This window comes from Halomonas sp. I5-271120 (assembly GCF_030553075.1).
Lineage (GTDB): Bacteria > Pseudomonadota > Gammaproteobacteria > Pseudomonadales > Halomonadaceae > Onishia > Onishia taeanensis_A.
This window is the reverse complement of the sequence record NZ_CP130701.1, coordinates 1,090,137-1,113,769: the sequence shown is the minus strand read 5'-3', so window position 1 is coordinate 1,113,769 and position 23,633 is coordinate 1,090,137. Positions and strand designations below refer to the sequence as shown.

At 64.8% G+C, this 23,633-nt stretch carries 22 protein-coding genes; 17 read left to right on the top strand and 5 right to left on the bottom strand.

Going from position 1 to position 23,633, the window contains the following annotated elements:
• The first annotated feature begins 54 nt into the window (after nucleotides 1-54).
• Complete coding sequence (locus tag Q2K57_RS04900) at nucleotides 55-306, top strand: sulfurtransferase TusA family protein (protein ID WP_112053770.1); 252 nt, start codon at nucleotides 55-57, stop codon at nucleotides 304-306.
• On the top strand, nucleotides 303-1,403 hold the full coding sequence (locus Q2K57_RS04895) for an AI-2E family transporter (protein WP_112053769.1): 1,101 nt from the start codon (nucleotides 303-305) through the stop codon (nucleotides 1,401-1,403). The genes Q2K57_RS04900 and Q2K57_RS04895 overlap by 4 nt, the downstream gene beginning before the upstream one ends.
• Before the next feature lie 53 nt (nucleotides 1,404-1,456).
• On the opposite strand, the gene Q2K57_RS04890 is transcribed toward Q2K57_RS04895, so the two are convergent.
• The gene (locus tag Q2K57_RS04890) at nucleotides 1,457-1,930 is read right to left on the bottom strand and encodes a peroxiredoxin (protein WP_112053768.1); all 474 of its coding nucleotides are present in this window, start codon (nucleotides 1,928-1,930) and stop codon (nucleotides 1,457-1,459) included.
• 337 nt (nucleotides 1,931-2,267) lie between these two features.
• On the opposite strand from Q2K57_RS04890, the gene dapA reads away from it, so the two are divergent.
• The 4 genes from dapA (at nucleotide 2,268) to purC (ending at nucleotide 5,728) form a co-directional block, all read left to right on the top strand.
• Nucleotides 2,268-3,152, top strand: a complete 885-nt coding sequence (dapA, locus tag Q2K57_RS04885) for a 4-hydroxy-tetrahydrodipicolinate synthase (protein ID WP_112053767.1) — start codon at nucleotides 2,268-2,270, stop codon at nucleotides 3,150-3,152.
• A gap of 35 nt (nucleotides 3,153-3,187) precedes the next feature.
• Nucleotides 3,188-4,129, top strand: a complete 942-nt coding sequence (locus tag Q2K57_RS04880) for a hypothetical protein (protein ID WP_304526212.1) — start codon at nucleotides 3,188-3,190, stop codon at nucleotides 4,127-4,129.
• Nucleotides 4,129-4,911, top strand: a complete 783-nt coding sequence (locus tag Q2K57_RS04875; protein WP_304526211.1) for an MBL fold metallo-hydrolase — start codon at nucleotides 4,129-4,131, stop codon at nucleotides 4,909-4,911. The genes Q2K57_RS04880 and Q2K57_RS04875 overlap by 1 nt, the downstream gene beginning before the upstream one ends.
• A gap of 103 nt (nucleotides 4,912-5,014) precedes the next feature.
• Nucleotides 5,015-5,728 (top strand): phosphoribosylaminoimidazolesuccinocarboxamide synthase, encoded by a 714-nt coding sequence (gene purC / locus Q2K57_RS04870; protein WP_304526210.1) that lies wholly within the window; start codon nucleotides 5,015-5,017, stop codon nucleotides 5,726-5,728.
• Nucleotides 5,729-5,943: 215 nt separating this feature from the next.
• On the opposite strand, the gene tsaA is transcribed toward purC, so the two are convergent.
• Entirely contained in the window at nucleotides 5,944-6,678 is a 735-nt protein-coding gene (tsaA, locus tag Q2K57_RS04865) for a tRNA (N6-threonylcarbamoyladenosine(37)-N6)-methyltransferase TrmO (protein ID WP_304526209.1), read from the bottom strand.
• Between the two features lie 120 nt (nucleotides 6,679-6,798).
• Here tsaA and Q2K57_RS04860 point away from each other — a divergent pair, with 120 nt between their 5' ends.
• From Q2K57_RS04860 to Q2K57_RS04845, 4 genes are all read left to right on the top strand, one after another.
• The gene (locus Q2K57_RS04860) at nucleotides 6,799-7,416 is read left to right on the top strand and encodes a methylthioribulose 1-phosphate dehydratase (RefSeq protein ID WP_304526208.1); all 618 of its coding nucleotides are present in this window, start codon (nucleotides 6,799-6,801) and stop codon (nucleotides 7,414-7,416) included.
• A 65-nt stretch (nucleotides 7,417-7,481) separates the two neighbouring features.
• Nucleotides 7,482-8,078, top strand: a complete 597-nt coding sequence (locus Q2K57_RS04855) for an acireductone dioxygenase (protein ID WP_112053761.1) — start codon at nucleotides 7,482-7,484, stop codon at nucleotides 8,076-8,078.
• Entirely contained in the window at nucleotides 8,075-8,821 is a 747-nt protein-coding gene (gene mtnC / locus Q2K57_RS04850; RefSeq protein ID WP_304526207.1) for an acireductone synthase, read from the top strand. The genes Q2K57_RS04855 and mtnC overlap by 4 nt, the downstream gene beginning before the upstream one ends.
• Complete coding sequence (locus Q2K57_RS04845) at nucleotides 8,808-9,341, top strand: GNAT family N-acetyltransferase (protein WP_258395975.1); 534 nt, start codon at nucleotides 8,808-8,810, stop codon at nucleotides 9,339-9,341. The genes mtnC and Q2K57_RS04845 overlap by 14 nt, the downstream gene beginning before the upstream one ends.
• A gap of 89 nt (nucleotides 9,342-9,430) precedes the next feature.
• Here Q2K57_RS04845 and nadC read toward each other — a convergent pair whose 3' ends face one another.
• The gene (nadC, locus tag Q2K57_RS04840) at nucleotides 9,431-10,285 is read right to left on the bottom strand and encodes a carboxylating nicotinate-nucleotide diphosphorylase (protein ID WP_304526206.1); all 855 of its coding nucleotides are present in this window, start codon (nucleotides 10,283-10,285) and stop codon (nucleotides 9,431-9,433) included.
• A gap of 167 nt (nucleotides 10,286-10,452) precedes the next feature.
• Here nadC and ampD point away from each other — a divergent pair, with 167 nt between their 5' ends.
• From ampD to Q2K57_RS04810, 6 genes are all read left to right on the top strand, one after another.
• Complete coding sequence (gene ampD / locus Q2K57_RS04835; RefSeq protein ID WP_304526205.1) at nucleotides 10,453-11,013, top strand: 1,6-anhydro-N-acetylmuramyl-L-alanine amidase AmpD; 561 nt, start codon at nucleotides 10,453-10,455, stop codon at nucleotides 11,011-11,013.
• Nucleotides 11,014-11,466: 453 nt separating this feature from the next.
• On the top strand, nucleotides 11,467-14,154 hold the full coding sequence (gene aceE / locus Q2K57_RS04830; RefSeq protein ID WP_304526204.1) for a pyruvate dehydrogenase (acetyl-transferring), homodimeric type: 2,688 nt from the start codon (nucleotides 11,467-11,469) through the stop codon (nucleotides 14,152-14,154).
• Between the two features lie 127 nt (nucleotides 14,155-14,281).
• Nucleotides 14,282-16,327, top strand: coding sequence for a pyruvate dehydrogenase complex dihydrolipoyllysine-residue acetyltransferase (gene aceF / locus Q2K57_RS04825; protein ID WP_304526203.1), 2,046 nt, complete (start codon nucleotides 14,282-14,284; stop codon nucleotides 16,325-16,327).
• A gap of 271 nt (nucleotides 16,328-16,598) precedes the next feature.
• Nucleotides 16,599-17,255: an adenylate kinase gene (gene adk, locus Q2K57_RS04820; protein ID WP_304526202.1), complete on the top strand. Its 657-nt coding sequence runs from the start codon at nucleotides 16,599-16,601 to the stop codon at nucleotides 17,253-17,255.
• Nucleotides 17,256-17,413: 158 nt separating this feature from the next.
• Entirely contained in the window at nucleotides 17,414-18,118 is a 705-nt protein-coding gene (gene tsaB, locus Q2K57_RS04815) for a tRNA (adenosine(37)-N6)-threonylcarbamoyltransferase complex dimerization subunit type 1 TsaB (protein ID WP_112053753.1), read from the top strand.
• A 128-nt stretch (nucleotides 18,119-18,246) separates the two neighbouring features.
• Nucleotides 18,247-18,939 carry a class I SAM-dependent methyltransferase gene (locus Q2K57_RS04810; protein ID WP_304526655.1) on the top strand — a complete coding sequence of 231 codons (693 nt, stop codon included), beginning with the start codon at nucleotides 18,247-18,249 and terminating at the stop codon, nucleotides 18,937-18,939.
• 71 nt (nucleotides 18,940-19,010) lie between these two features.
• Here Q2K57_RS04810 and plsB read toward each other — a convergent pair whose 3' ends face one another.
• Nucleotides 19,011-21,560: a glycerol-3-phosphate 1-O-acyltransferase PlsB gene (plsB, locus tag Q2K57_RS04805; protein ID WP_304526201.1), complete on the bottom strand. Its 2,550-nt coding sequence runs from the start codon at nucleotides 21,558-21,560 to the stop codon at nucleotides 19,011-19,013.
• 250 nt (nucleotides 21,561-21,810) lie between these two features.
• Between plsB and Q2K57_RS04800 the strand changes: the two genes are divergently transcribed.
• Complete coding sequence (locus tag Q2K57_RS04800; protein WP_112053750.1) at nucleotides 21,811-22,932, top strand: phosphatidylserine/phosphatidylglycerophosphate/cardiolipin synthase family protein; 1,122 nt, start codon at nucleotides 21,811-21,813, stop codon at nucleotides 22,930-22,932.
• Nucleotides 22,933-22,949: 17 nt separating this feature from the next.
• Here Q2K57_RS04800 and Q2K57_RS04795 read toward each other — a convergent pair whose 3' ends face one another.
• Nucleotides 22,950-23,600 carry a YecA family protein gene (locus Q2K57_RS04795; RefSeq protein ID WP_304526200.1) on the bottom strand — a complete coding sequence of 217 codons (651 nt, stop codon included), beginning with the start codon at nucleotides 23,598-23,600 and terminating at the stop codon, nucleotides 22,950-22,952.
• Between the last annotated feature and the right edge of the window lie 33 nt (nucleotides 23,601-23,633).

Here is a 23,633-nt window from a genome sequence, read left to right as displayed (position 1 = left end):
CTGACGGTCCGATTTTCATCTCCATTCTTCATCCCCATTGTTTCGGGAGACGGCATGACCTTGCAACCAGACGATGTACTCGATGCCCGAGACCTGCCCTGCCCGCTGCCGCTGCTCAAGGCCAAGCAGGCACTGTCGCGGCTGGCGGTGGGGCAGGTACTCGAGGTGATTGCCACCGATGCCGGCTCCTGGCGGGACTTCGAGTCCTACATTGCCCAGAGCGGCCACGAGATGCCAGCGCGGGAAACGCGCGGCGAGGTGTACCATTACTGGCTGCGCAAGGGCGATAAGGAGCGTTCGGCATGACGCTGAAGGCACTGTTTTCGGGCTGGCTGGAACGCTACTTCTCCGACGAGGAAGCGGTCATCCTGCTGGTGCTGCTGATTGTTGGCACCACCGCGGTGGTGTTGCTGGGTGGCATGCTCGCTCCCTTTCTCACCGCACTGGTGATCGCCTTCCTGCTTCAGGGGGCGGTGAACTGGCTGATCCGACGCCATGTGCCGAGCTTGGTGGCGGTGCTGCTGGTGTTCGTGGGCTTTCTCGGCATTCTGCTGGCCATGGCGCTGATCGTCATGCCGCTGATCTGGAATCAGCTGGTCAGTCTGGTGCAGGAGATTCCGCGCATGTTCGCCAGCGGCCAGCGCTTTCTCGACGAGGTTCAGCTGCGCTACCCCAATCTGGTCACCCCGGATCAGATTCAGGGCTGGATAGACGCCGCCGGTCGCGAGCTGACCCAGTTCGGGCAGCGGGCGCTGACCCTGTCGCTGGCCTCGCTTGGCAATCTCATGGACCTGATCATCTATCTGGTGCTGGTGCCGATCCTGGTGTTCTTCATGCTCAAGGATCGGGAGCGGCTGGTCGGTTTCACGCTATGGTTGATGCCGCGCAAGCGCGACCTGATGACCCGTATCTGGCACGAGATGGATGCCCAGATCGCCAACTACGTGCGCGGCAAGTTCATCGAAATCGTCATCGTCGGCAGTGCCGGCTTCCTGACTTTCGCCTATTTCGGCCTGCCGTATTCGGCGCTGCTGGGCATGCTGGTGGGGCTATCGGTGCTGATTCCCTTCATCGGCGCCGCGGTGGCCACGCTGCCGGTGGCGGCGGTTGCGGGCTTCCACTTCGGCATCGGTGAGCAGTTCCTGTACGTGATCCTGGCCTACGGCGTGCTGCAGGCACTGGATGGCAACGTTCTGGTGCCGATTCTGTTCTCCGAGGCGGTCAACCTGCACCCGGTGTCGATCATATTGGCGGTGCTGTTCTTCGGCGGCATCTGGGGCTTCTGGGGAATCTTCTTCGCGATTCCGCTGGCGACGCTGCTCAAGGCGCTGGTCTATGCCTGGCCGCGTGGAATCAAGGAGCTCGCCGACCAGCCGGTGAGGGGCGAGCTGCCTAAATCCTGAAACACAGGCCCGCCCACGCCGCCCCTGGCGGTTGGCATGGGCGGGCTTGGTTGTCAGCTGGCGTGCAGGGCCTGGGCCGCTTCGAGCACTTCCTCGACATGGCCCTTGACCTTGACGCCTCGCCATTCGCGGGCGAGCTTGCCTTCGGTATCGATCAGAAAGGTGCTGCGCTCTATCCCCAGGTGCTCCTTGCCGTAAAGCTTCTTGAGCTTGATGACATCGAACAGCTTGCAGACCGCTTCGTCCTTGTCGGAGATCAGCTCGAAGTTGAAGTCCTGCTTGGCCTTGAAGTTTTCCTGGGCGCGGATGCCGTCTCGAGAAACGCCGAGAATCACGGTGTCGGCGGCATCGAAGGCATCCTTGTGGTCGCGAAAGTCACCGCCTTCGGTGGTGCAGCCCGGGGTGCTGGCCTTGGGATAGAAGTAGATTACCACCTGTTTGCCCTTGAGCTCTGACAGGGTCACGGTGGTGTCGCCGGTCGCAGTGGCAGTGAAGTCGGGGACGGGGTTGCCGAGGCTAACGCTCATGGGACGCTCCTTGGGTAGTAGCTGAATTCATCGGTTTTGATTTCACAGCTTTTGAATTCAAAGTTTCTGCATTCAGCATTGGTTCGAATGACCTGCCGGCACCCGAGTGCCGAGCATCTACGTTGTGCAAGGATTACACGTCAGCGCCGCGGCGCTGTAAAGGCCGTGTCCAAGACGACGAGGCCCGGACAAAAGTCCTTGCGTTGGGTTCTGTACAGGCTCTGGCGGCCTGAGTACCATCTAGGCCCTGGCTTCATATACGGCTTCATATTCCGGTTGAACCATCAGCGCCACCTTCTGCGGCGGCTGATGCACAGGCGTTTGTAGAGGAAAGAAGATGATCACAGGCAGTATCGTCGCCCTGGCGACGCCGATGAAGGCGAACGGAGAGATCGATTGGGAGGCGCTGCGCCGCCTGGTCAGCTTCCATCTCGAGCATGGCACCGATGCCATCGTCGCCGCCGGCACCACCGGCGAGCCGACCACCATGTCCTTTGCCGAGCATTTCGATGTCATCCGCACCGTGGTGGAAGAGGTCAATGGCCGTATCCCGGTCATCGCCGGCACCGGCTCGAACAACACCACCGAGGCGGTCGAGCTGACTCGTTACGCCAAGGAAGTCGGCGCCGACTACTGCCTGACGGTGGCACCCTACTACAACAAGCCGACCCAGGAAGGCCTGTTCCTGCACTTCAAGGCCATCGCCGACGCCAGCGATCTGCCGGTGATTCTCTACAATGTGCCTGGCCGCACCTGCTCGGACATCTACAATGAGACCGTGCTGCGCCTGGCCGAGGTCGACAACATCATCGGCCTCAAGGACGCCACCGGTAACCTGGAGCGCGCCGAGGATCTGATCGAGCGCCTCAAGGGCTCTGACTTCATGCTGTACTCCGGCGATGACGCCACCGCCTGCGATTTCATGCTGATGGGTGGCCACGGCGACATTTCGGTGACCGCCAACGTGGTGCCCCGCGCCATGCACGAGCTGTGCGCGGCTGCCGTGGCCGGCGATGCCGACAAGGCGCACCAGATCAACACCCGGCTGATGCCGCTGCATACGCAACTGGGCATTGAGGCCAATCCGATTCCGGTCAAGTGGGCGCTTAATTACATGGGCTACGCCGAGCAGGGCATTCGCCTGCCGCTGACCTGGCTGTCCGAGAAATACCATTCAACGGTTAGCGAGGCGCTGCAGCTGGCCGGCGTCAGCGACGACTGAACGCCTCTCGCTTGTCCGATAATCAAGGTGGATGCATGAAAGCTGCCACGAACTGGATGCCGCTGGTAGCGGCCGTTGCCCTGGCAATGGCCGGCTGTTCCAGCGGCGGCTACTACGATGATCGTAGTGAAGCCTACTCGCAGGCCAAGAGCGCCGAGCCGTTGATCCTGCCGGCCGGCAGCCAGCTCTATGAGACCCGCGACGCGATGCCGGTACCCAAGGCCAATCGGCCCTACCGGAAGGTGGATGACGAGTTCACTGCACCAAGGCCTCAGCCGTCGGTCGCGGAGCGCGATTACGTCGAGCGCCGCAGCATGGGCGATGCCCGCTGGCTCGCGGTCAACGACCCGCCGGACGTGGTCTGGCCGCGTGTCGTTGAGTTCGGCGAGCGCCAACGGCTGAGCGTCACTGATCGCGATGATATGGCACGCCGCCTGACGACTCCCGAAGGCGTGATTGCCGTTAGCGATGGCCTGGGCGCCACCAGCGAGGTGCGCTGCGAGCAAAACACCAGCGCTCTCGACGGTTGCCTGAACGCCCTGGCCGGCTATCTCAACGCCCGCGGCCAGACCGCCATGGCCTCGAACCTGTCCCGCCGCGAGGCCTCTGGCGCCGCGGCGGCGCGCCTGGTTGGCGGTGAGGGCGATCGGGCCTTGCTGATCGATGCCGACGCCGAGCAGGCCTGGGCGGAACTCAGCCACCTGCTTGAGCGCGACTTCGACCAGCCCGAGCAGCAGCTTCTGGACCAGGACGCCGCGGGCGGCGACTTCCAGATTGCCTATCTGCCGCTGGCAGAGCGCCATACGGGCATGATCGACCGGCTATTCAGCGACCAGACGCCCCGTCGCGCGCGACTCAACGTGGTGCCGGCGGCCGAAGGCCAAGCGCGCCTGACGGTGACGAGTGTCGGTGAGCCGGCGCTGGACGATGCCGGCGTGCGCGACCTGCTGGGCCGGCTGTCCTCGCTGTTGCGTTGATGCCGCCAGCGGCACGTGCCCTGCACTTCGCGTCGCTGGGTAGCGGAAGCAAGGGTAATGCGACCCTGGTCAGCGACGGCGAGACTCACTTGCTCATCGACTGCGGCTTCGGCCTGCGCGATACCGAGCGGCGGCTCGCCCGGCTGGGGCTGCACCCGAAGCAACTCGCTGCGGTGCTGGTGACTCATGAACACGGCGATCATATCGGTGGCGTCGGCGCCCTGGCACGGCGCCATGGCATGCCGGTCTATCTGACGCCGGGCACTTGGCTATCAGGTCGTCTCAAGGAAGTGCCGCGGCATGAGTGGATCACGCCCCAGGCGAGGTTCGCCGTTGGTGAGATCGAGATCATGCCGGTGACTGTGCCCCATGACGCCCGAGAACCGGTACAATTCCATTTGAGCGCCCAGGGTCGGCGGCTGGGCGTAGTGACCGATCTTGGCCATCCCAGCGCCCATGTGATCCAGGCCTTCGCCGGCTGCGATGCGCTGATTCTCGAGTGCAACCACGACCGGCAGATGCTGGCCGATGGGCCTTATCCGCCGCGTCTCAAGCGCCGCGTCGGTGGTGACTGGGGCCATCTGTCCAACCCGCAGGCGGCGACGCTGCTGGCGGGGGTCGGACTCGACCGGCTGCAGCGAATCGTCTGTTCGCACCTGTCGGAACACAACAACCGCCCTGAGCTCGCGATGGAAGCCCTGGTGCCGCTGCTTGATGGCGATGAGTCACGGCTGGTGGTCGCCGCCCAGGATCAGGGCCTGGATTGGCAGACCATCCGCTAGGCTTTGTGTAGCCCCCGTTTGTCGCACCGCCACGTCACCCGTTACCTGTTTACACGACCCTGTTATCACCTCTGTCCGTTACCTCCCCATTCGGAGACCCCTCATGGAAAAGCGTCAAGAGCTCTATGCCGGCAAGGCCAAGTCGGTCTATCACACTGACGACCCGGACCGCCTGATCCTCGAATTCCGCGACGATACCAGTGCCTTCGACGGCGAGCGGATGGAATCCCTGGCGCGCAAGGGCATGGTCAACAACAAGTTCAATGCCTTCATCATGGGCAAACTGGCAGAAGCCGGCATTCCGACGCACTTCGACGGCCTGCTCTCGGACACCGAGTGCGTGGTCAAGAAGCTCGATATGCTGCCGGTGGAGTGCGTGGTGCGTAACATCGCCGCCGGCAGCCTGTGCCGGCGTCTTGGCGTCGAGGAAGGCCAGGTGCTGATGCCCTCGACCTTCGAGCTGTTCCTGAAGAACGACGCCCAGCACGACCCGATGATCAACGAGTCGCTGGCGGAGACCTTCGGCTGGGCGACGCCCGAGCAGCTCAAGGAAATGAAGGCGCTGACCTACAAGGTCAACGATGTGCTCAAGGCGCTGTTCGAAGAAGGCGGCATGCTGCTGGTCGACTACAAGCTCGAGTTTGGCGTCTTCAAGGGCCAGATCGTGCTCGGCGACGAGTTCTCGCCGGACGGTTGCCGCCTGTGGGATGCCAAGACCCGCGAGAAGCTCGACAAGGACCGCTTCCGCCAGGGCCTTGGCGGTGTGATCGAGGCCTATGAGGAAGTAGGCCGTCGTATCGGTATCAGCTTCGACTGAGGCGGCCAACACGCCATGCCGAACGAAGGGCCTTACGGGGCCCTTCGTCGTTTCTCTCGTCATGCCGGGATGTCTTTGTGGCTTGGGGCCAAGGGGCTGTCCATCGGCAGGTCTACGAGGGGCGCTTTGAACCCTTCCCTGGGCGCTAACGATTCCATCCCTGGAATCGAACCCCTCTACGACCTGCCCCTGGCGCCCCTCCCGGTAGCCGATGTTTACACCGCCACGATCTCGACCACCTCCAGGCGCGTCTCGCCTGCCGCATTGGCCAGGGCGCGAAAGCGCACATCGACATCGCGCAGCCTTACCCCGTAGATACGTGACTCGGCGCCCTTGCGATAGGCGGGGCGGGGGTCCTGGGCCAGCACCTGGCCGATCAGGGCGCGCAGCGAGGCGGCGTCTTCGCGCTTGGCCAGTATCGCCTCGGCCTCTGCGGAAAAGTCGACCGGGCACTGGGGCGGGGCGGCGGGGGCGAAACCGGCCCTGGCGTCATGACGCGCCTCTGCCCAGGGCAGGTAGGGTTTGATGTCGAGTACCGGGGTGCCGTCGAGCAGGTCGTGACCGGAAAGCGCCAGGGCCACGCCGCCTTGAGAGATGTCGATGCCTTTGAGTTCGACCAGCGACAGCCCCAGGCGATTAGGCCGGTGGGTGCTGCGGCTGGCAAAGACCCCGACCTTGGCGTTGCCACCCAGGCGCGGTGGACGCACCAGCGGCGACCAGCGCTCGGGGCTATGGTGAAAGACGAAGGTCAGCCACAGGTGGCTGAAGGCCTCGAGGCCGCGCACGCTGAGCGGGTCGTCATAGGGTGGCAGCAGCACCAGGCGGGCGTGGGCGGCCGGCGCCAGTCCCGGCTGACGGGGGATGCCGAACTTGTCCGGGTAGTCGCTCTCGATGCGCCCGATGGGCGAGAGGGCGAAGGTGTCGGCGTTGGATGCAGAAGGAGGATTCATGGCCGCCATTATGCCGTGCCTGTGTGGGCGGCGCACGGTGCTCCATTTTGCGCTGTCATGAGGATTGGCGGCGACGCGAGCCTTCGGTAGGCTGGCGGCATATTCACGGGAGACACAGCGGTGATCGATCTCGAGCAACTGGCCCGCGCCCAGCAGGCCATCGTGGCCGCCGGTGGCGAGCTGTACCGGGCCGGCCAGGTGCCGGCCACCGGCGGCAATTTTTCGGTGCGCCTGGATGAGACTCACATGGCGGTGACGGCCTCGGGGCGCCACAAGGGGCGGTTGGTGCCGGCTGATGTCATGGTCACCGACTTCGCCGTTACGCCGCTTGGCAGCCCACAGAAGCCGTCGGACGAGGCACGCCTGCATGGCCAGCTCTACCAGGACCGGCCCGAGGCCGGCGCCGTGCTGCACACCCATTCCCGGGCCGCCACCGTGCTGTCGCGCCTGATCGAGGGCGATACCCTGTGGCTCGAGGGGTTCGAGCTGCAGAAGGCGATCGAGGGCGTGACCCGCCACGACACGGCACTGGCGGTGCCCGTCGTCGACAATGACCAAGACATCGCCGCGCTGGCGGAAAGGGTGCGCGTGCGCCTGCGAGGTCTCGACACCCGCGCCTACCTGATCCGCGGTCACGGCCTCTACACTTGGGCGGGAGACATGGCCGGCTGCCTGCGCCAAGTCGAGGCGCTGGATTTCCTCTTCGACTGTGAACTGATGATGCGCCGCACCCGCTGAGCGGGGCGGCCCACGATACGGCAGGTCGCGGCCTGCCCGCTCGCCTTGCCCGATGGAGCACTGCCATGAGCTTTCTTAACGTCTACCACGAACATGACCCGGACCAGCCGCTGCTGACCACTCACGACGGTGAACGCATCGCCGCCGAACTCGCGGCTCACGGCATTCGCTTCGAGCGCTGGGCCACCAAGGCCGACCTGGCCCCCGACGCTGACCCCGAGGTGGTGCTGACGGCATACGCTGAGGAGGTCGGGCACCTCAAGGCCGACAACGGCTTTGCCACCGCCGACGTGATCGGTTTGACGCCTGAGCACCCGGACAAGGATGCGCTGCGCGCCAAGTTCCTCGACGAGCATCGCCACAGCGAGGACGAGGTACGCTTCTTCGTGCGCGGCGAAGGGGTCTTCTACCTGCATCTGGGCGCGCGGGTCTATGCGGTGGGCTGCACCGAGGGCGATTTGATGTCGGTGCCGGCGGGCACGCCGCACTGGTTCGATATGGGGCCGGCGCCGCACTTCACTGCCATCCGCCTGTTCACCAATCCCGAGGGCTGGGTGGCGAACTTTACCGGTGAGACCATCGCCGCACGCTTCCCGCGCTTCGAGGCCCTGCCGACCGGCAGGGGAGATGCCGCTCAGTCGGAATCGGGGAGCGTGGCATGATTCGCGCCATCGTCACCGACATCGAGGGTACCACCGGCTCGATCGCTTTCGTCCATGAGGTGCTCTTCCCCTATGCTCGCCGGCAGCTGGGTGATTTCGTTCGCCATCACCACCAGCAGGCCGAGGTCGCCAGGCAGCTCGAAGCGACCCGCGAGGAGGCCGCTGAACCCGACGCGGACCTTGAGCGGCTGATCGCCATTCTCGAGGGCTGGATTCAAGAGGACCGCAAGGCCACGCCGCTCAAGGCGTTGCAGGGCATGGTCTGGGAGGCCGGGTATCAGGCCGGGGACTTCACCGGCCACGTCTATCCCGACGCCGCCGAGGCGCTGATGCGCTGGCAGGCGGCAGGGTGCGAGCTTTACGTCTATTCCTCGGGCTCGGTGCAGGCCCAGCGGCTGCTGTTCGGTCATAGCGATCTTGGCGATCTCACGCCACTGTTCTCAGGCTATTTCGATACCACTACCGGCCCTAAGCGCGAGGCCGAGAGCTATAGGCGGATCGTCGAGGCGATCGGCCGGGCGCCGGAGGAGATTCTCTTTTTGTCGGACGTCGTCGCCGAACTCGACGCCGCCCGGGCGGCCGGCCTCGCTACCTGCCAGCTGGTGCGTGAGCCCGGCATGACTACCGGCGAACATCCGCTGGCAGCGAGCTTTGATGAAGTGAGCTCTGATGAAGTGAGCTCTGATACGTTGAATCTCGATCAAGCCCGTTTCGCATCAGGAGGAACTGATGTCCGCCGCTGATAGCAGTCCCCGCGCCGGCAAGGCGCGCATCGTCTATCGCGACGCGCTGCCCGATGACGGCGCCGATCAGGCCGAGGTCTTCCATCATGCGGTGATGCAGGGCGCGGCCGAGCACTACAGCGTCGAGCAGCGTCGTGCCTGGGCGTCGGTGCTGCCCCGTGAGGGCAGTGCCTGGGCGGCTCGCCAGCTGCTTCACCCGACCCTGGTGGCGGCCTGCGACGGGCGCTGCGTGGGCTTTCTGGAAATTGGGCAGGGCGGCGACGGCGAGGGGCGCATCGAGACGCTCTATGTCTGGCCGTCGCTGGCTCGCCGGGGCATCGGCAGCACCCTGCTGGTGCATGCGGAGCGAGTGTTTCGGGAGCAGGGGCTTGCGCGGGTGCGCATCGATGCCAGCCTGATGCTGGCGCCGCGCCTGATCCAGCGCGGCTGGTCCCAGGAAGGGGAAGAGTGGGTAGAGCGTGGCGGCGAGCAACTGCCGCGGATCCGCCTGGTCAAGCGGCTGGATCTGGTCGAGACCTAGCGGACGCCTGAATGGTCGATGCGCAAGTGCCCGCCCGGAGTCGCTGTTGTCGTCTTCGGGCGGGGTTCGTTAGAGACGGGGTGGCCGGCTCAACGGGTCTCGGTTTTCAGGATGCGCATCGACAGATCGATGGACTGCACGTCCTTGGTCAGGGCGCCGCTGGAGATGCAGTCGACGCCGGTCTCGGCGATCGAGCGCAGGGTGGCGTCGCTGACGTTGCCCGAGGCTTCCAGGGTGGCGCGGCCGCTGCCACGGCGCACCGCCTCGCGCAGATCATCCAGCGAGAAATTATCGAGCATCACCACGTCGGCACTGGCCGCCAGCGCCTGATCGAGCTCTTCGAAGGTTTCGACCTCGACCTCGACCGGCAGGTCCTTGGCGATGTCGCGGGCTTCCTTGACCGCCGCGGCGATCCCACCGCAGGCAGCGATATGGTTCTCCTTGATCAGGAAGGCGTCATAGAGGCCGACCCGATGGTTGTAACCGCCGCCGCAGGTCACTGCGTATTTCTGGGCCAGACGCAGGCCGGGCAGGGTCTTGCGGGTATCCAGCAGGCGCACACCGGTGTCCTCGATCAGGTCGACATAGGCGCGGGTGCGGGTGGCGGTGCCGGAGAGTGTCTGCAAGAGATTCAGGGCGGCGCGTTCGCCGGTTAACAGGCTGCGGGCCGGGCCCTCGAGCTCGAGCAGGGTGTCGCCGGCCGCCAGCCGGTCGCCGTCGGCATGCTGCCAGTTAAGCGTCACGCGGGAATCCAGGCGGCGGAACAGCTCGTCGACAAAGGCCACGCCGCACAGCACGGCGTCCTCGCGGGTGATGACCCGGGCGCTGGCCCACTGGCGTTCGGGAATCAGCTGGGCGGTGATGTCGCCAGGGCCGACGTCTTCGGCCAACAGCCGGGCGGCGCTGGTACGGATCTCTTCGGCGAGGGCTTCGTGATAATGCATGGCGTGCCTGGGCTCCCTGGCGTGGGCAGCACCGGCTCGGGGCAGCGGTGCCTGAAGGATGAATCGATGCGACAATGCTCCATTATAGGGAATCCACGCCTAGCGCGTCACATGGCGCAAGCCGTGACCAGGCCATGACCGGAGAGAAGTCGAATGAGGCACGACGCATGAGCATCGAACAGGGCCTCTGGGCACAGGCTCGACAACTGCCGTCACCCAACCACAATGCTCGCCCCGAAGGCGAGGTGTCGGCGCTGGTGTTGCACTCGATCAGCCTACCGCCGGGTGTTTTCGCGGGCGATGCCATCGAGCGGCTGTTCACCAACCGCCTCGACCCCGCCGCTCATCCCTATTTCGCCCAGATCGCTGCGCTTCGCGTTTCCGCCCATCTGCTGATTCGCCGCGATGGTGAAGCCGTGCAGTTCGTGCCCTTCGAGCGGCGCGCCTGGCACGCCGGCCGTTCGTGCTGGTTCGATGGCGTCGCCTGGCGCGCAGAGCTCAACGACTTCGCGATTGGCATCGAGCTCGAGGGTGACGAGCAGAGCCCTTATAGCGCGGCCCAGTACGCCACCCTGGCAAGCGTGGTCCAGGATCTGCTGGAACACTATCCCGCGCTGACCCCTGAGCGCATCACCAGCCATGCCCGCATTGCGCCGCTGCGCAAGACCGACCCTGGTCCAGCCTTCGACTGGGCCTATTTTCGGCAGTGCCTGGCGGCCGGTCTGTGAGCGGTCGGTAGTTGAATCACCGGTAGTTGAATCATCGATAGTTGAATCATCGGTAGCTGAGCCGCCGATAGGCGGGCTTTCCAACGGAGAAAACTGCAGGTTTACGCGGCGCCGAGATCTGAGCGTTGGACGGCCCGTTTGTAGCCCGGTTACAGAGTGCGAGCTTTCGGCTAGGCTTCAGGGGAGTGGTGCGCTAGGCCCTTGTGCTGCAATGCAATATTTGAATTGGAAAGGCTTTCCATTTTTGCCGGAATTGGCAGGGGCTGGTCTTTGCGGTATCTTCGTGGCCTGATTCCGGGCATTGCGCGTATCAATCTGTAACGTCACTACATGCCCACTATTCTGGAGACGTGATCCATAGAAGATCACGCCCGCACTGAAGAGCGCCACACGCCCCTCCCTCCTCCCGGGTGAGGGCAGACCGACACAATATCTTCATTCGGAGAGACGTCTATGAGTCTGGAGGCAAGAGAAGATTTCGATCCGACCGAAACCAAGGAATGGATGGAATCCCTGGCATCGGTCGTTGATCGGGAAGGCGAGGAGCGTGCTCAGTACTTATTGAGTCGTCTGGCTGATCGCCTGCGTCGCGATGGCCGCATTCCGCCGTTCTCTGTTAATACGCCACATCGCAACACCATTCCGGTGCATCGCGAGGCGAAGATCCCCGGTGACATGTTCATCGAGCGCAAGCTGCGTTCGGCGATTCGCTGGAACGCCATGGCGCAGGTCCTGCGTGCCAACAAGAAGCACAAGGGGCTTGGCGGGCACATCGCCAGTTTTCAGTCCTGCGCGACGCTGTACGAAGTGGGCTTCAACCACTTCTTCCGCGCCGACGATGGCGAACACAAGGGCGACCTGATCTATATCCAGGGCCACGTGACCCCGGGTATCTATGCACGTTCCTTCATGGAAGGCCGGCTCACCGAAGAGCAGATGGACAGCTTCCGTCAGGAAGCCGAGGGTGGCGGCCTGCCGTCCTATCCCCACCCCTATCTGATGCCGGATTACTGGCAGTTCCCGACCGTTTCCATGGGGCTGGGGCCGATCCAGGCGATCTACCAAGCCCACGTCATGAAGTACCTGGACTCCCGTGAGCTGACCGACATGCGCGACCGCAAGGTCTGGGCATTCCTCGGCGACGGCGAGTGTGACGAGCCGGAATCCCTCGGTGCCCTGCATCTGGCGAGCCGCGAGAATCTGGACAACCTGATCTTCGTGATCAACTGCAACCTGCAGCGCCTCGACGGCCCGGTGCGCGGTAACTCGCGCATCATGGACGAGCTCGAAGGCGTGTTCCGCGGTGCCGGCTGGAACGTCATCAAGGTGGTCTGGGGCGGTCAGTGGGACCCGCTGTTCGAACGCGACAAACACGACATGCTGCAAAAGCGCATGGACGAGGCGGTCGACGGCGAATACCAGAACTACAAGGCCAACGGTGGCGCTTACACCCGCGAGCATTTCTTCGGCAAGTACGAAGAGACCCGCAAGCTGGTCGAAGATTACTCCGACGAGGACATCTTCCGTCTCAACCGGGGTGGTCACGATCCGCAGAAGGTCTACGCGGCCTACCATGAGGCGGTCAACAACGCCGACGGTCGTCCGACCGTGGTCCTGGCGCATACCGTCAAGGGCTATGGCATGGGCGGCGGCAGCGGTGAGGCCGACATGGAAGCCCACCAGATCAAGTCCATGGAACATGAGGCGCTGAAGAAATTCCGCGACCGCTTCGGTGTGCCGATCTCCGACAAGCAGCTCGAGAACGGTGAGGTACCCTACTATCGTCCGGACGAAGACAGCCCGGAGATGAAGTACCTGTTCCTGCAGCGCGAGAAGCTGGGCGGCTTCCTGCCCAAGCGGCGCACCGAGTACGAGACCCTCGAGATCCCCGGCCTCGACGACAAGATGTTCGCCTCCCAGACCAAGGGCTCGGGCGACCGTGAGGTGTCGACCACCATGTCGTTCGTGCGGGTGCTCAACGGCCTGGTCAAGCACAAGCAGCTGGGTCCGCGGGTGGTGCCGATCATCCCCGATGAGGCGCGTACCTTCGGCATGGAAGGCATGTTCCGCCAGCTGGGCATCTACGCCTCCGGCGGCCAGAAGTACGATCCGGTCGATGCCGGCCAGATCATGTACTACCGCGAGGACAAGAAAGGCCAGATCCTCGAGGAAGGCATCACCGAGGCCGGCTCCATGGCCGCCTGGATCGCGGCGGCAACCGCCTACGCCAACCACGACATGACGCTGATTCCGTTCTACGTCTACTACTCGATGTTCGGCTATCAGCGTATCGGCGACCTGGTCTGGGCAGCCGGCGACCAGCAGGCCCGTGGCTTCATGATCGGTGGTACCGCCGGTCGCACGACCATCAACGGTGAGGGCCTCCAGCACCAGGACGGCCACAGCCATATCCTGATGTCGACCGTGCCGAACTGCCGCTCTTACGACCCCTGCTATGGCCACGAAGTCGCGGTCATCCTGCAGGACGGCATGAAGCGGATGTATGAGGATCGTGAAAGCTGCTTCTACTACATCACGGTGATGAACGAGAACTACACTCATCCCGAGATGGTGGAAGGCAGTGAAGAAGGCATCGTGCGCGGCATGTACCGTCTGCAGGAAGGCAAGGCCAGCAGCAAGAAGGCGCCGCGTGTTCAGCTGATGGGCAGTGGCACCATCCTGCGCGAAGTCGAGGCCGCCGCCGAGATGCTGGCCGACGAGCATGGCGTCGTCGCCGACGTCTGGAGCGTGACCAGCTTCAACGAACTGCGTCGCGAAGCGCTCGACTATGATCGCAACCAGTTCCTCGAGCCGGACGACAAGCGCGAGAAGCCCTGGATCACTCAGCAACTGGAAGGTTGCGAAGGCCCGGTGATCGCGTCGACCGATTACATGAAGCTCTACGCTGACCAGGTTCGTGCCTGGGTGCCCACTGACTTCCACGTCCTGGGGACCGACGGCTATGGTCGCTCCGACACGCGAGAGCAGCTGCGTCGCTTCTTCGAAGTGGACCGCTATTACGTCACCGTGGCCGCGCTGCGAGCGCTGTCCGAGCGTGGTGAGATCGACCGCAAGGTCGTTGCGGATGCCATGAAGAAGTATGGCATCGATCCGACAAAGCCGAATCCGGTGGATTCCTGAGGCGCCCGTAACGGGTTGATCAGGTGAAGGGCGAGCGACGACGGCCAGGCAGGATCACCGCTCGTTGGCTCGCCCGCCTGACCCATTTTGCGCCTGCGGCGAGCATGATTAGGAAAGGAGCGCGACCTTGAGTAGCGAAATCATCAAAGTCCCCGATATCGGTGGCAGCACCGATGTCGAAATCATCGAGATCGCGGTGTCGGTAGGCGATGTAATCGCCGCCGAGGACACCATGATTACTCTCGAGTCCGATAAGGCCAGCATGGATGTCCCGGCGCCCAAGGGCGGCAAGGTCGTCAAGGTGCTGGTCAAGGAAGGCGATACCGTCTCCGAAGGCGACGACATTCTCGAACTCGAAGCCGAAGGCGGCGGCGAGGACGAAAAGACAGCCTCCAAGGACGAAGACGAGAAGCCGGCGGCGTCGGCCAGCAAGGACACTGCTGCGCCCAAGAGCGATGACAAGCCGGCCAAGAAAGCCCCGGGCGGCAAACGCACTGTCGAGATCAAGGTGCCGGACATCGGTGGCAGCGAAGATGTACCGATCATCGAGCTGGCCGTTGCCGAAGGCGACGAGGTCAACGCAGAAGATGCGCTGATTACGCTTGAGTCCGACAAGGCCTCGATGGACGTGCCGAGTCCGCATAGCGGCAAGCTCGTCTCCCTGGCGGTCAAGGAAGGCGACACCGTCTCTGAAGGCGACCTGATCGGCACCATGGAAATCGCGGGTGAAGATGGCGAGGATGACGGCGAGTCCGAGTCGGCATCCGAACCGGCTGCCGATGACAGCAGCGACAACGCGTCTGAGCAGAGCGAGGACGACGACTCACAGGATGCCGGTGAAGGCGAACCTCAGCGCAAGGAGATCCGCGTTCCCGATATCGGCGGTAGCGAGAACGTGCCGATCATCGAGGTCGCGGTTGCCGAGGGCGACGAGATCAACGAAGAAGATGCGTTGATCACGCTGGAGTCCGACAAGGCTTCGATGGACGTGCCGAGTCCCTTCAAGGGCAAGCTTGTTGAGCTCGCCGTCAAGGAAGGCGATACCGTCTCCGAGGGCGATCTGATTGGCTATGTCGAGGTGGCCGGTGCGAAGCCCGCACCCAAGAAGGCGTCATCGAAGCAGGAGCCTTCAGCCCCGGCAAAAGAGCCCTCAGCGTCTAAAAAAGAGGCCTCAGCGCCGAAGCAGGACGCTGCGCCATCCAAGCCTCAAAGCGCTCCCGAAGCGGCCGAACCGGTCAGCGACGGCAAGCGTGTGCATGCCGGCCCCGCGGTCCGCATGCTGGCTCGCGAGCTGGGCGTCGACCTGTCACAGGTCAAGGCTACCGGTCCCAAGGGCCGGGTGCTGAAGGAAGACGTGCACGGCTACGTCAAGCAGATGATGTCCCAGTCCCAGGGCAAGGCGGCTCCCGCCGCGGCACCGGCGGCAGCCGGCGGCGCCGGCATCCCGCCGATCCCGGATCAGGACTTCAGCCAGTTCGGCGAAGTGGAAGAGAAGCCGATGGGTCGCCTGATGAAGATGGGGGCGACCAACCTGCATCGCAGCTGGCTCAACGTTCCGCATGTGACCCAGTTCGACGAGGCGGACATCACCGAGCTCGAGTCCTTCCGCAAGTCGATGAAGGCCGAGGCCGAGGCACAGGGCGCCAAGCTGACCCCGCTGCCGTTCATGATCAAGGCCTGCGCCTTCGCGCTGAAGAAGTTCCCGCAGTTCAACGTCAGCCTGAAGAGCGACGGCGAGACCCTGGTGCACAAGAAGTACGTGCATATCGGGTTGGCCGTGGATACCCCGGACGGCCTGATGGTGCCGGTGATCCGCAACGCCGACCAGAAGTCGCTGATCGAGCTGGCCAAGGAATCCGTGGAACTGGCCAAGAAGGCACAGACCAAGAAGCTCAAGCGCGACGAGATGACCGGTGGCTGCTTCACCATCTCGAGCCTCGGGTCGATTGGTGGCACCGCCTTCACACCGATCGTCAACGCGCCGGAAGTCGCCATCCTCGGCGTCTCCAAGGCGCAGATGAAGCCGGTGTGGGACGGCAGCAACTTCGAGCCGCGTCTGATGATGCCGCTGTCGCTGTCCTACGATCACCGTGCGGTCAACGGTGCCGATGCGGCACGCTTCACGGCCTTCCTGGCTCAGGCGCTGACCGACATCCGCCGGATGCTGCTGTGATCCGGTCTGCATGACCCGCCGGCGTCTGCCGGCTACCGAAACGGCGCCTGCGGGCGCCGTTTTTTTGTGTTGGTGCCAGCAGAGTCTTGGGTAAACCCGACCAAAGTGCTATTGGGAAAGACGAGCCAAGCCGGTGAGGATGATCCCTGTCAGCATTAGGACGGCCCTGATCGGGCGTCGCTTGTTTCACGAGCGTGGCCCCGGTATTGTCTGCGGTCATCACATTTTTCTCTTCACTCTATAACGCGAAGTCATTCAAGGAGTCATTCTGATGCGTTTGATCCTGTTGGGCGCCCCCGGGGCCGGCAAGGGCACCCAGGCCCAGTTCATCTGCGAGCGCTTCGGCATTCCGCAGATCTCCACCGGCGACATGCTGCGCGCCGCCGTCAAGGAAGGCAGCGAGCTGGGCATCAAGGTCAAGGAAATCATGACCACCGGTGGCCTGGTGTCTGACGACATCATCATCGCCCTGGTCAAGGAGCGCATCAGCCAGCCCGATTGCGCCAATGGCTTCCTGTTCGACGGCTTCCCGCGCACCCTGCCGCAGGCCGATGCCATGAAGGACGCTGGCGTGAAGATCGATCACGTGCTGGAAATCGCCGTCGACGACGAAGAAATCGTCAAGCGCCTGGCGGGCCGTCGCGTTCACCCGGGCTCTGGCCGGGTTTATCACGTCGAATACAATCCGCCCAAGGAAATCGGCAAGGATGACGTCACCGGCGAAGCGCTGATCCAGCGCGAGGACGATCAGGAGTCCACGGTGCGCAACCGTCTGTCGGTCTATCACGACCAGACCGCGCCGCTGGTGGATTATTACCAGCAGTGGGCCAAGGAAGACGCCGAGGTCGCCCCGACCTACCACCGGGTCGAGGGCGTGGGCAGCGTCGACGACATCACCCGTCAGGTGATCGATGCGCTTGAGGGCTGATCGCCTTCGCTGTTTTCCCCGAGGGCTCGCCATGGCGGGCCCTCGGTCGTTCTGGTGGCCGTCAGCTGAGAGCGGTGCCCGCCGCACGCCCCGTACCTTTCCCCGCCCTTGAGCCGCGGCGTATAATGCCGCCCACATCTCCTGACCCCGATACCGCTATGCCGACCCTGCTGGCCCTGGATGCCTCCTCGAGCGCCTGTTCCGCTGCGCTGCTTCGCCGCCGCGACGGCCATGATGATCAATTGCTGTCTCGCTTCGTGCTGGCGCCCCGCGAACATACGCGCCGGCTGATGCCGATGATCGACGAGCTGCTCAGCGAGGCCAACCTGACGCTCGCCGATGTGGACGCGCTGGCCTATGGGCGCGGTCCCGGCTCTTTTACCGGCCTGCGCATCGCCGCAGGCGTCGCCCAAGGGCTGGCCTTCGGCCTCGAGATCCCGCTGATCGGCGTCTCTACCCTGGAGGCGCTGGCGCTGGCCGGCCATCGTCGGCTTCACCTGCGTCATGTGCTGCCGGTCATCGATGCCCGCATGGGCGAGCTCTACACCGCCGCCTACCGCTGCCATGCTGGCCAACTGACCCGGCTCGCCGACGAAGCGCTGCTGTCGCCCGAGCGGCTGAGCCTACCCGCCGGCCACGAAGAGGCCGATTGGGTCGGCGTAGGTTCGGGATGGGAGCAATGGGAGACGCTGCCGGTGACGGTGCAGGCAGGCGTCAGCCAGCATCTGCCTGACATGCAGCCGGCGGCCGAGGAGATGGTGCTGCTGGCGGCCCAGACCCTGGAGGCGGGCGGCGGCGAGGCGCCGCATCTCGCCCAGCCGGTCTATCTTCGCGATCAGGTGGCCTGGCAGAAGAGCCGGTGAGCGAAGATCGATCGACAGAGGCGGTGCATGAAGAACCCTCGGTGGTCGTCTGCGGCGACGCTCTTGCCGGGCTCGCCGCACGCCTTGGCTTGCCGCTGGCAAAGGCGCCTGGGCCTCGGCTGACGCTCATGGACGTCGATGGCCAACTGGTGCTGGCCGGCGACGAGCGCCTGTATGGCAAGCCGCTGGCCGCCGACTTCGTGGCCGGCAAGGCCGCCCACCGCCGCCGCTTCGGCGGTGGGCGTGGCCAGCTTATCGCCAAGGCCTGCGGCCTGGGGACAGGGAAGGGGACTGGAAAGGGCCAGGGGGCTACCACGCCGAGCATCGTCGATGCCACGGCAGGGCTTGGCCGCGACGCCTTCGTGCTGGCAAGCCTTGGCGCCCGGGTGCTGATGCTCGAACGGGTGCCGGCGATCTATGCGCTGCTCGAAGATGCACTGGTCCGGGCCCGGCTCGACGCAGAGGTCGCGCCAATCGCCGCTCGGCTGTTGCTCGCCCACGTTGATGCCAGCCGGGGGCTTGCCGAGGCCATCGCCGACACCCGCCACGCGCCTCAGGTGATTCACCTGGATCCGATGTTCCCCCACCGCGACAAGTCGGCGTTGGTAAAAAAGGAAATGCGGCTCTTTCGTGAGCTGGCCGGCGACGATGAGGATGCGCCAAGGCTTCTCGAAGCCGCCCTGGACGTCGCCAGCCACCGGGTGGTGGTCAAGCGTCCGCGCAAGGCGCCGCCAATCGAGGGCCCCGCTCCGCACCATGTTCTCGAGGGCAAGACCAGCCGCTACGATCTCTACGTGCACCGCTCGCTGCGCGATCTCTAACCGCTTGTCAGGAAATGGCCAAGTACCTTCCCGAGTGCTTCTTCATCACTCTGCCTATCGTGGCTGATGCGCTAGGCACCGTCGGCCGGCGGCGTGGTCGGCGTTTTGTCGGCCGTGGGCGAGGGTGTGGGCGAGGGTGTGGGCGTGATGGCGGGGGTGGCGAGCTGCTGCAGGCGGTGGCGCAGCGCCGGGTCGAAGAGGGTGTGGATATGATCGGCGGTCGCCGTCAATGCGGCGCCGTAGCAGAGCCGCCCGGCCTCGTCCTGCCATACCCAGCCATCGGCTTCCAGGCTCGCGACCAGCCCGGCGAAAAGCCGCCGATCAAAGAACTCCGGTGCGTCCAGCCCCGACAGCAGCGCTAGGCGCTCGGCCAGCAGCCCGCTCTGCTCGGCGAGCTGTTCTCGGGTCTGGCTGGCGCTTGGCAGGCGCAACAGGCTGGTCAGCAGCAGGTAGCCCCGCTCGAGTGATGGCTGGACCAGCCGGCCCAGCAGATGCAGCTGTTCGCGGGCAGCAAGCCTCGCCGCAGGACGCTGCCAGCGTGGCGTGCGGATCTGGCCAGCGTCCGTCGGTGTGCCACGTTCGAGTAGCCCCTCGCGGGTCAACTGATAGAGCGTAGCGCCTATCGCCGCGGCCAGGTCCTTGGGCGGGGTGATATGCAGCTCGCGTACCAGCACCGGCCAGCCCGGTGCCAGCAGGGCGTGCAGTTCCTCCTCAGTGAAGCGGGCATTGTTGCGAAAGGCGAAGGCCACCAGGCCTGCCAGCGCGAAATGATGCAGCACATTGTTGCGATACCAGCTCAATAGGCTCGTCTGCTCGGGGCTCGCCAGCACCAGCTCGCCGAGCGTCTGGGCACGCCGCTCGATGAAGCCCAGCGACTCGACGTGGGGGATCCATGCCGCGGGCGAGCCGGTGAGCCCTTGAGCGGCGTTCAGGCTGCCTGGGTCGTCCGGGTTCACCGATGTCCTCTGGGCCAGGTTGACCAGTAGCTCAAGCTGGCGCTCGAGCAGGTCGCGTTCGATGGCGCGGTGCGGGGTGGCCAATAGCACCAGGGCGATCAGGTTGACGGCATTGAGCGGCACGGCGGCATTGATGCGTCGCGCCAGTTCTTCGCCCAGTCGCGGCACCGCGCGCTGCTGCCAGCGCTCGTCGCTGGCCTGGCGCCATTCGGGTGTCTCGGCATCGAGGAAGGAGCTCAGCGGCAGCGGTGTGCCAATGGTTACGCTAACCCGGCCGAAGGGCTGGCGCAGTCGGCCAAGGACGCTGAACAGGCCAAGCGGTGTCTCCCGTCGCTTGGGCTTGCCGGCAAGCTCTGCCCGGTAGCTGTCGCTCTCGATGATCCGCTCGTAGCCAATGGCCACCGGGATAAACGCCAGTCGTCCCGAGTGCCCGCGCGCTTTCACCCCTCGGGCATGAGAGCGCAGCGTCATCGCCAGCATGCCTGGGCGAGGGTCGAGCAGACGCCCGCTGCGCGAGCGGCCCCCTTCGATGAAGTACTCAAGCGAATGACCGCGGGACAGCAGGCGCTCCAGGTACTCCTGAAAGACCGCGCGGTAGAGGCGGTTGCCCTTGAAGCTGCGGCGCAGGAAAAAGGCGCCACCGCGTCGCAGCAGCGGTCCAACGAGAGGCATGTTGAGGTTGCGACCGGCGGCGATATGCGGCGGCATCAGCCCCTCATGAAAGAGCACGTAGGACAGCAGCAGATAGTCGATATGGCTGCGGTGGCAGGGCACATAGACCAGTGTATGGTCGCCGGCCAGGGCCTTGACCGATTCGATACCCTGAACGTCGACGCCGTCGTAGAGCCGTGTCCATAGCCGTTCGAGCAGGCCATCGAGCAGCCTCAGCACCGGATAGGTCATGTTGGAGGCGATCTCGCGACCGTAGCGTCGGGCTCGCGCCTTCACGCGGGGCGTCTTCAGGCGTTCGGACTGGGCGGTCTCGGCGATGGCCTGGCGCACCGTCGGGCTTGCCACCACGCCGTCAATCAGGGTGCGCCGGTGGGACAGGTCGGGACCCAGCACCCGGGTGCGCTGGCGCCGGAAGTGCACTCTCAATAGCCTCGCTACCTTGCGGTTGGTAAGAGCATCGGGTCGCCTTTCGAGCAGCCCGCGCAGCGACAGCGGTGCCCCGAAGTGCACCTCGACGCTGCGCCCGTGTACCAGCACCGCCAGGGCACGCCTGAGACGGCCGGTCAGCGCCCAGTCATCGGCGGTGAGCAGCGACCAGAGCCCGAAGCGCTTGCCCGGTGCGCGTCCCCAGAAGACACTGACCGGCAGCAGTTCGAGATCCTGCTCGGGGTGGTCATGTAGCCACTCGAGGTAGCCAAGGAAGGGCGCCTGAGCTTTTCGGCGCCGTCCCGGCAGGGCCACGCAGCGTGGCAGCGTCGGGTGATGTTCACTCAGGGGCAGGGTCGGTGCGGACAGTCCCCTTCGCGCGCACAGGGTTTCGAGCAGCAAGCGATCCGAGAGTGCCGGATGAGGCAGTACATAGACCGTCGCTGCCGTCGGGGACAGCCCAAGCGATGCCGGATCAGGTTCGGTCAGGCGCACCTCGACCCAGGCGCGAATAAGGGCCCGAACGGGGCGGCACAGGAGGCCGGCAAGGGCTGAAGTCCAGAGCATTCCCTTACCTTATGCAATATGAGAGGGCCTAGTATAGCGCCGGTGGCGCCGATCTGAGCGCCCGCATCGCTCCAAGATGCAGGTGCCGACCCGCTTGCCGTCGCTAGGAGGAGTCGCGGAAGGGGCGCAAAGCGGTGGCAAGGGGTGGGGAAAAAGCGGGGACAGGCACCGCAGATCGAGGGCGACACTCGCTGCCTCACCGGTAAGCAAGCACAGGGTGTGACACGACACACGCGAAAAGGATGCAAGCATGCAAGGCAACTGGCGCGACGGCAATCGCTTCACGCTGCTGGCAGAGGCCCAGCAGTTTCTTCCCGAGATGTTCAAGGCCATCGAGTCTGCTCGGGAGTCGGTGATCCTCGAGCTCTACCTGATGGAGTCAGGGCGGCTTTCCGAATCCCTGATCGAGACCCTGGGGGCGGCCGCGGAGCGAGGCGTGACGGTGCTGCTGCTGCTCGACGACTACGGTGCCATGGGGCTCGAGACCGCCGATCGCCAGCGACTCGCCGAGCGCGGCGTGGCGATGCGTTACTTCAACCCTCTCGCCTGGCGGTCGCTTGCCCACAATCTGACTCGTGATCATCGCAAGCTGTTGGTGATCGACGGTGAGGTGGCCTTCACCGGGGGCTTCGGGTCGGTCGATGCCTTCCTCGGCGCCTGGTACGAAGTGGCAGTGCGTATTGAAGGGCCGGTGGTCGCCGACTGGGTGCGGCTCTTCTCGAAGCTTTGGGATTCGTCGTTGAGTCGCGGCGAGGGAGAAGCTGCCCTGGTGCGGGGGCTGCGCGTGGCACCGCAGGAAGACCGCGGAGCGAGCGGCATGCTGGGGCGGGTGGTCTGGGGGCAGGGCTATCGCTACCAGGCGATTCGCCGTTCGTTGCTTGCGCAGCTGAAGTCGGCGCAGGACAGGGTCTGGATCTGCACGCCCTATTTCGTGCCTACCCTGAGTCTGCGCAACCGCCTGGTGCGGGCGGCGCGCCGCGGTGTGGACGTGCGCCTGCTGCTACCGGGAGTGGGCCATGATCACCCCGGCGTGCGCTATGCCGGCCAGCGTTTCTACGGCCGTATGCTGCGCGCCGGGGTGCGTATCTTCGAGTTCCAGCCAAGTTTCATCCATGCCAAGTTCTCGCTGGCGGACAACTGGAGCGCGATCGGCTCCTGCAACTTCGACCACTGGAACCTGCAGTGGAATCTGGAGGCCAATCAGGAGGTGCGCGACGTCCGTTTTGCCGGCGAAGTACAGGCGCTGTTCGAGCGCAACTTCCTGGCAAGCCAGGAGGTCGATGCCCAGCGCTGGGCAGAGCGCCCGAGGCTGCAGCGGCTGCGCGAATGGCTGTGGGGCAGCGTGGATTCTCTGCTCACCCGGCTACGCTGAGCCTCGCTGTCCGCTGGCTAGCGGCGGCGCCCCTTGCCGCTCTTGCCGGCTGGCTTCTTCTTGCGTGGGGTCGGCTTGGCGGTTTCCGGCGGAACCCGGTAGTTGAGGTAGAGATCCAGCACCAGCTCGGGCAGCTGGCGCACCAGTGACTCGAGGCGCGCCTCGTCGCCTGCCAGCTCCGCCATGTCCGGCTCGTCGTCGAACAGCCCCGACAGCGCCATGAAAGGCAGCAGCAGGGTGGCGGCGCTCTCTTCGTCACCCTCGAACCAGGCGGTCTCGTCGAGGAATACCGCCTCCATGAAGGCCGCGCACCAGTCGCCGATCGGCGTTTCCGCCGGCGCGATGCCGCCAAGCTCCAGGTCGAAGGGCAGCTCTGGCAGACCGCCTTGCTCCATGGTCGAGATGGCATTCGCCTTCAGGGCCTCGAGGAACCCCAGGATCTCGTCGCGCTCGGCGCTGTCCGTGAAGTCCGGTTCGCCGTGGAAAAGCTCGCCGACCCAGGTGGTGGCGGGCGTCTCGCGGGGGGCGACGGCCAGGGCCACCAGAAAGCCGTGGGCGCCAATCACATCCAGGGCGTCGGCATCGACGCGCTCGGATTCGAGGAAGTCATCGAGGCGGTCGAGTGCCTCGTCGTCGATCAGGGGCGTGGGAACGGGGGTCTCGGACATCGGAAATCTCGTCGTCGGTCTCGCCAGGGAGAA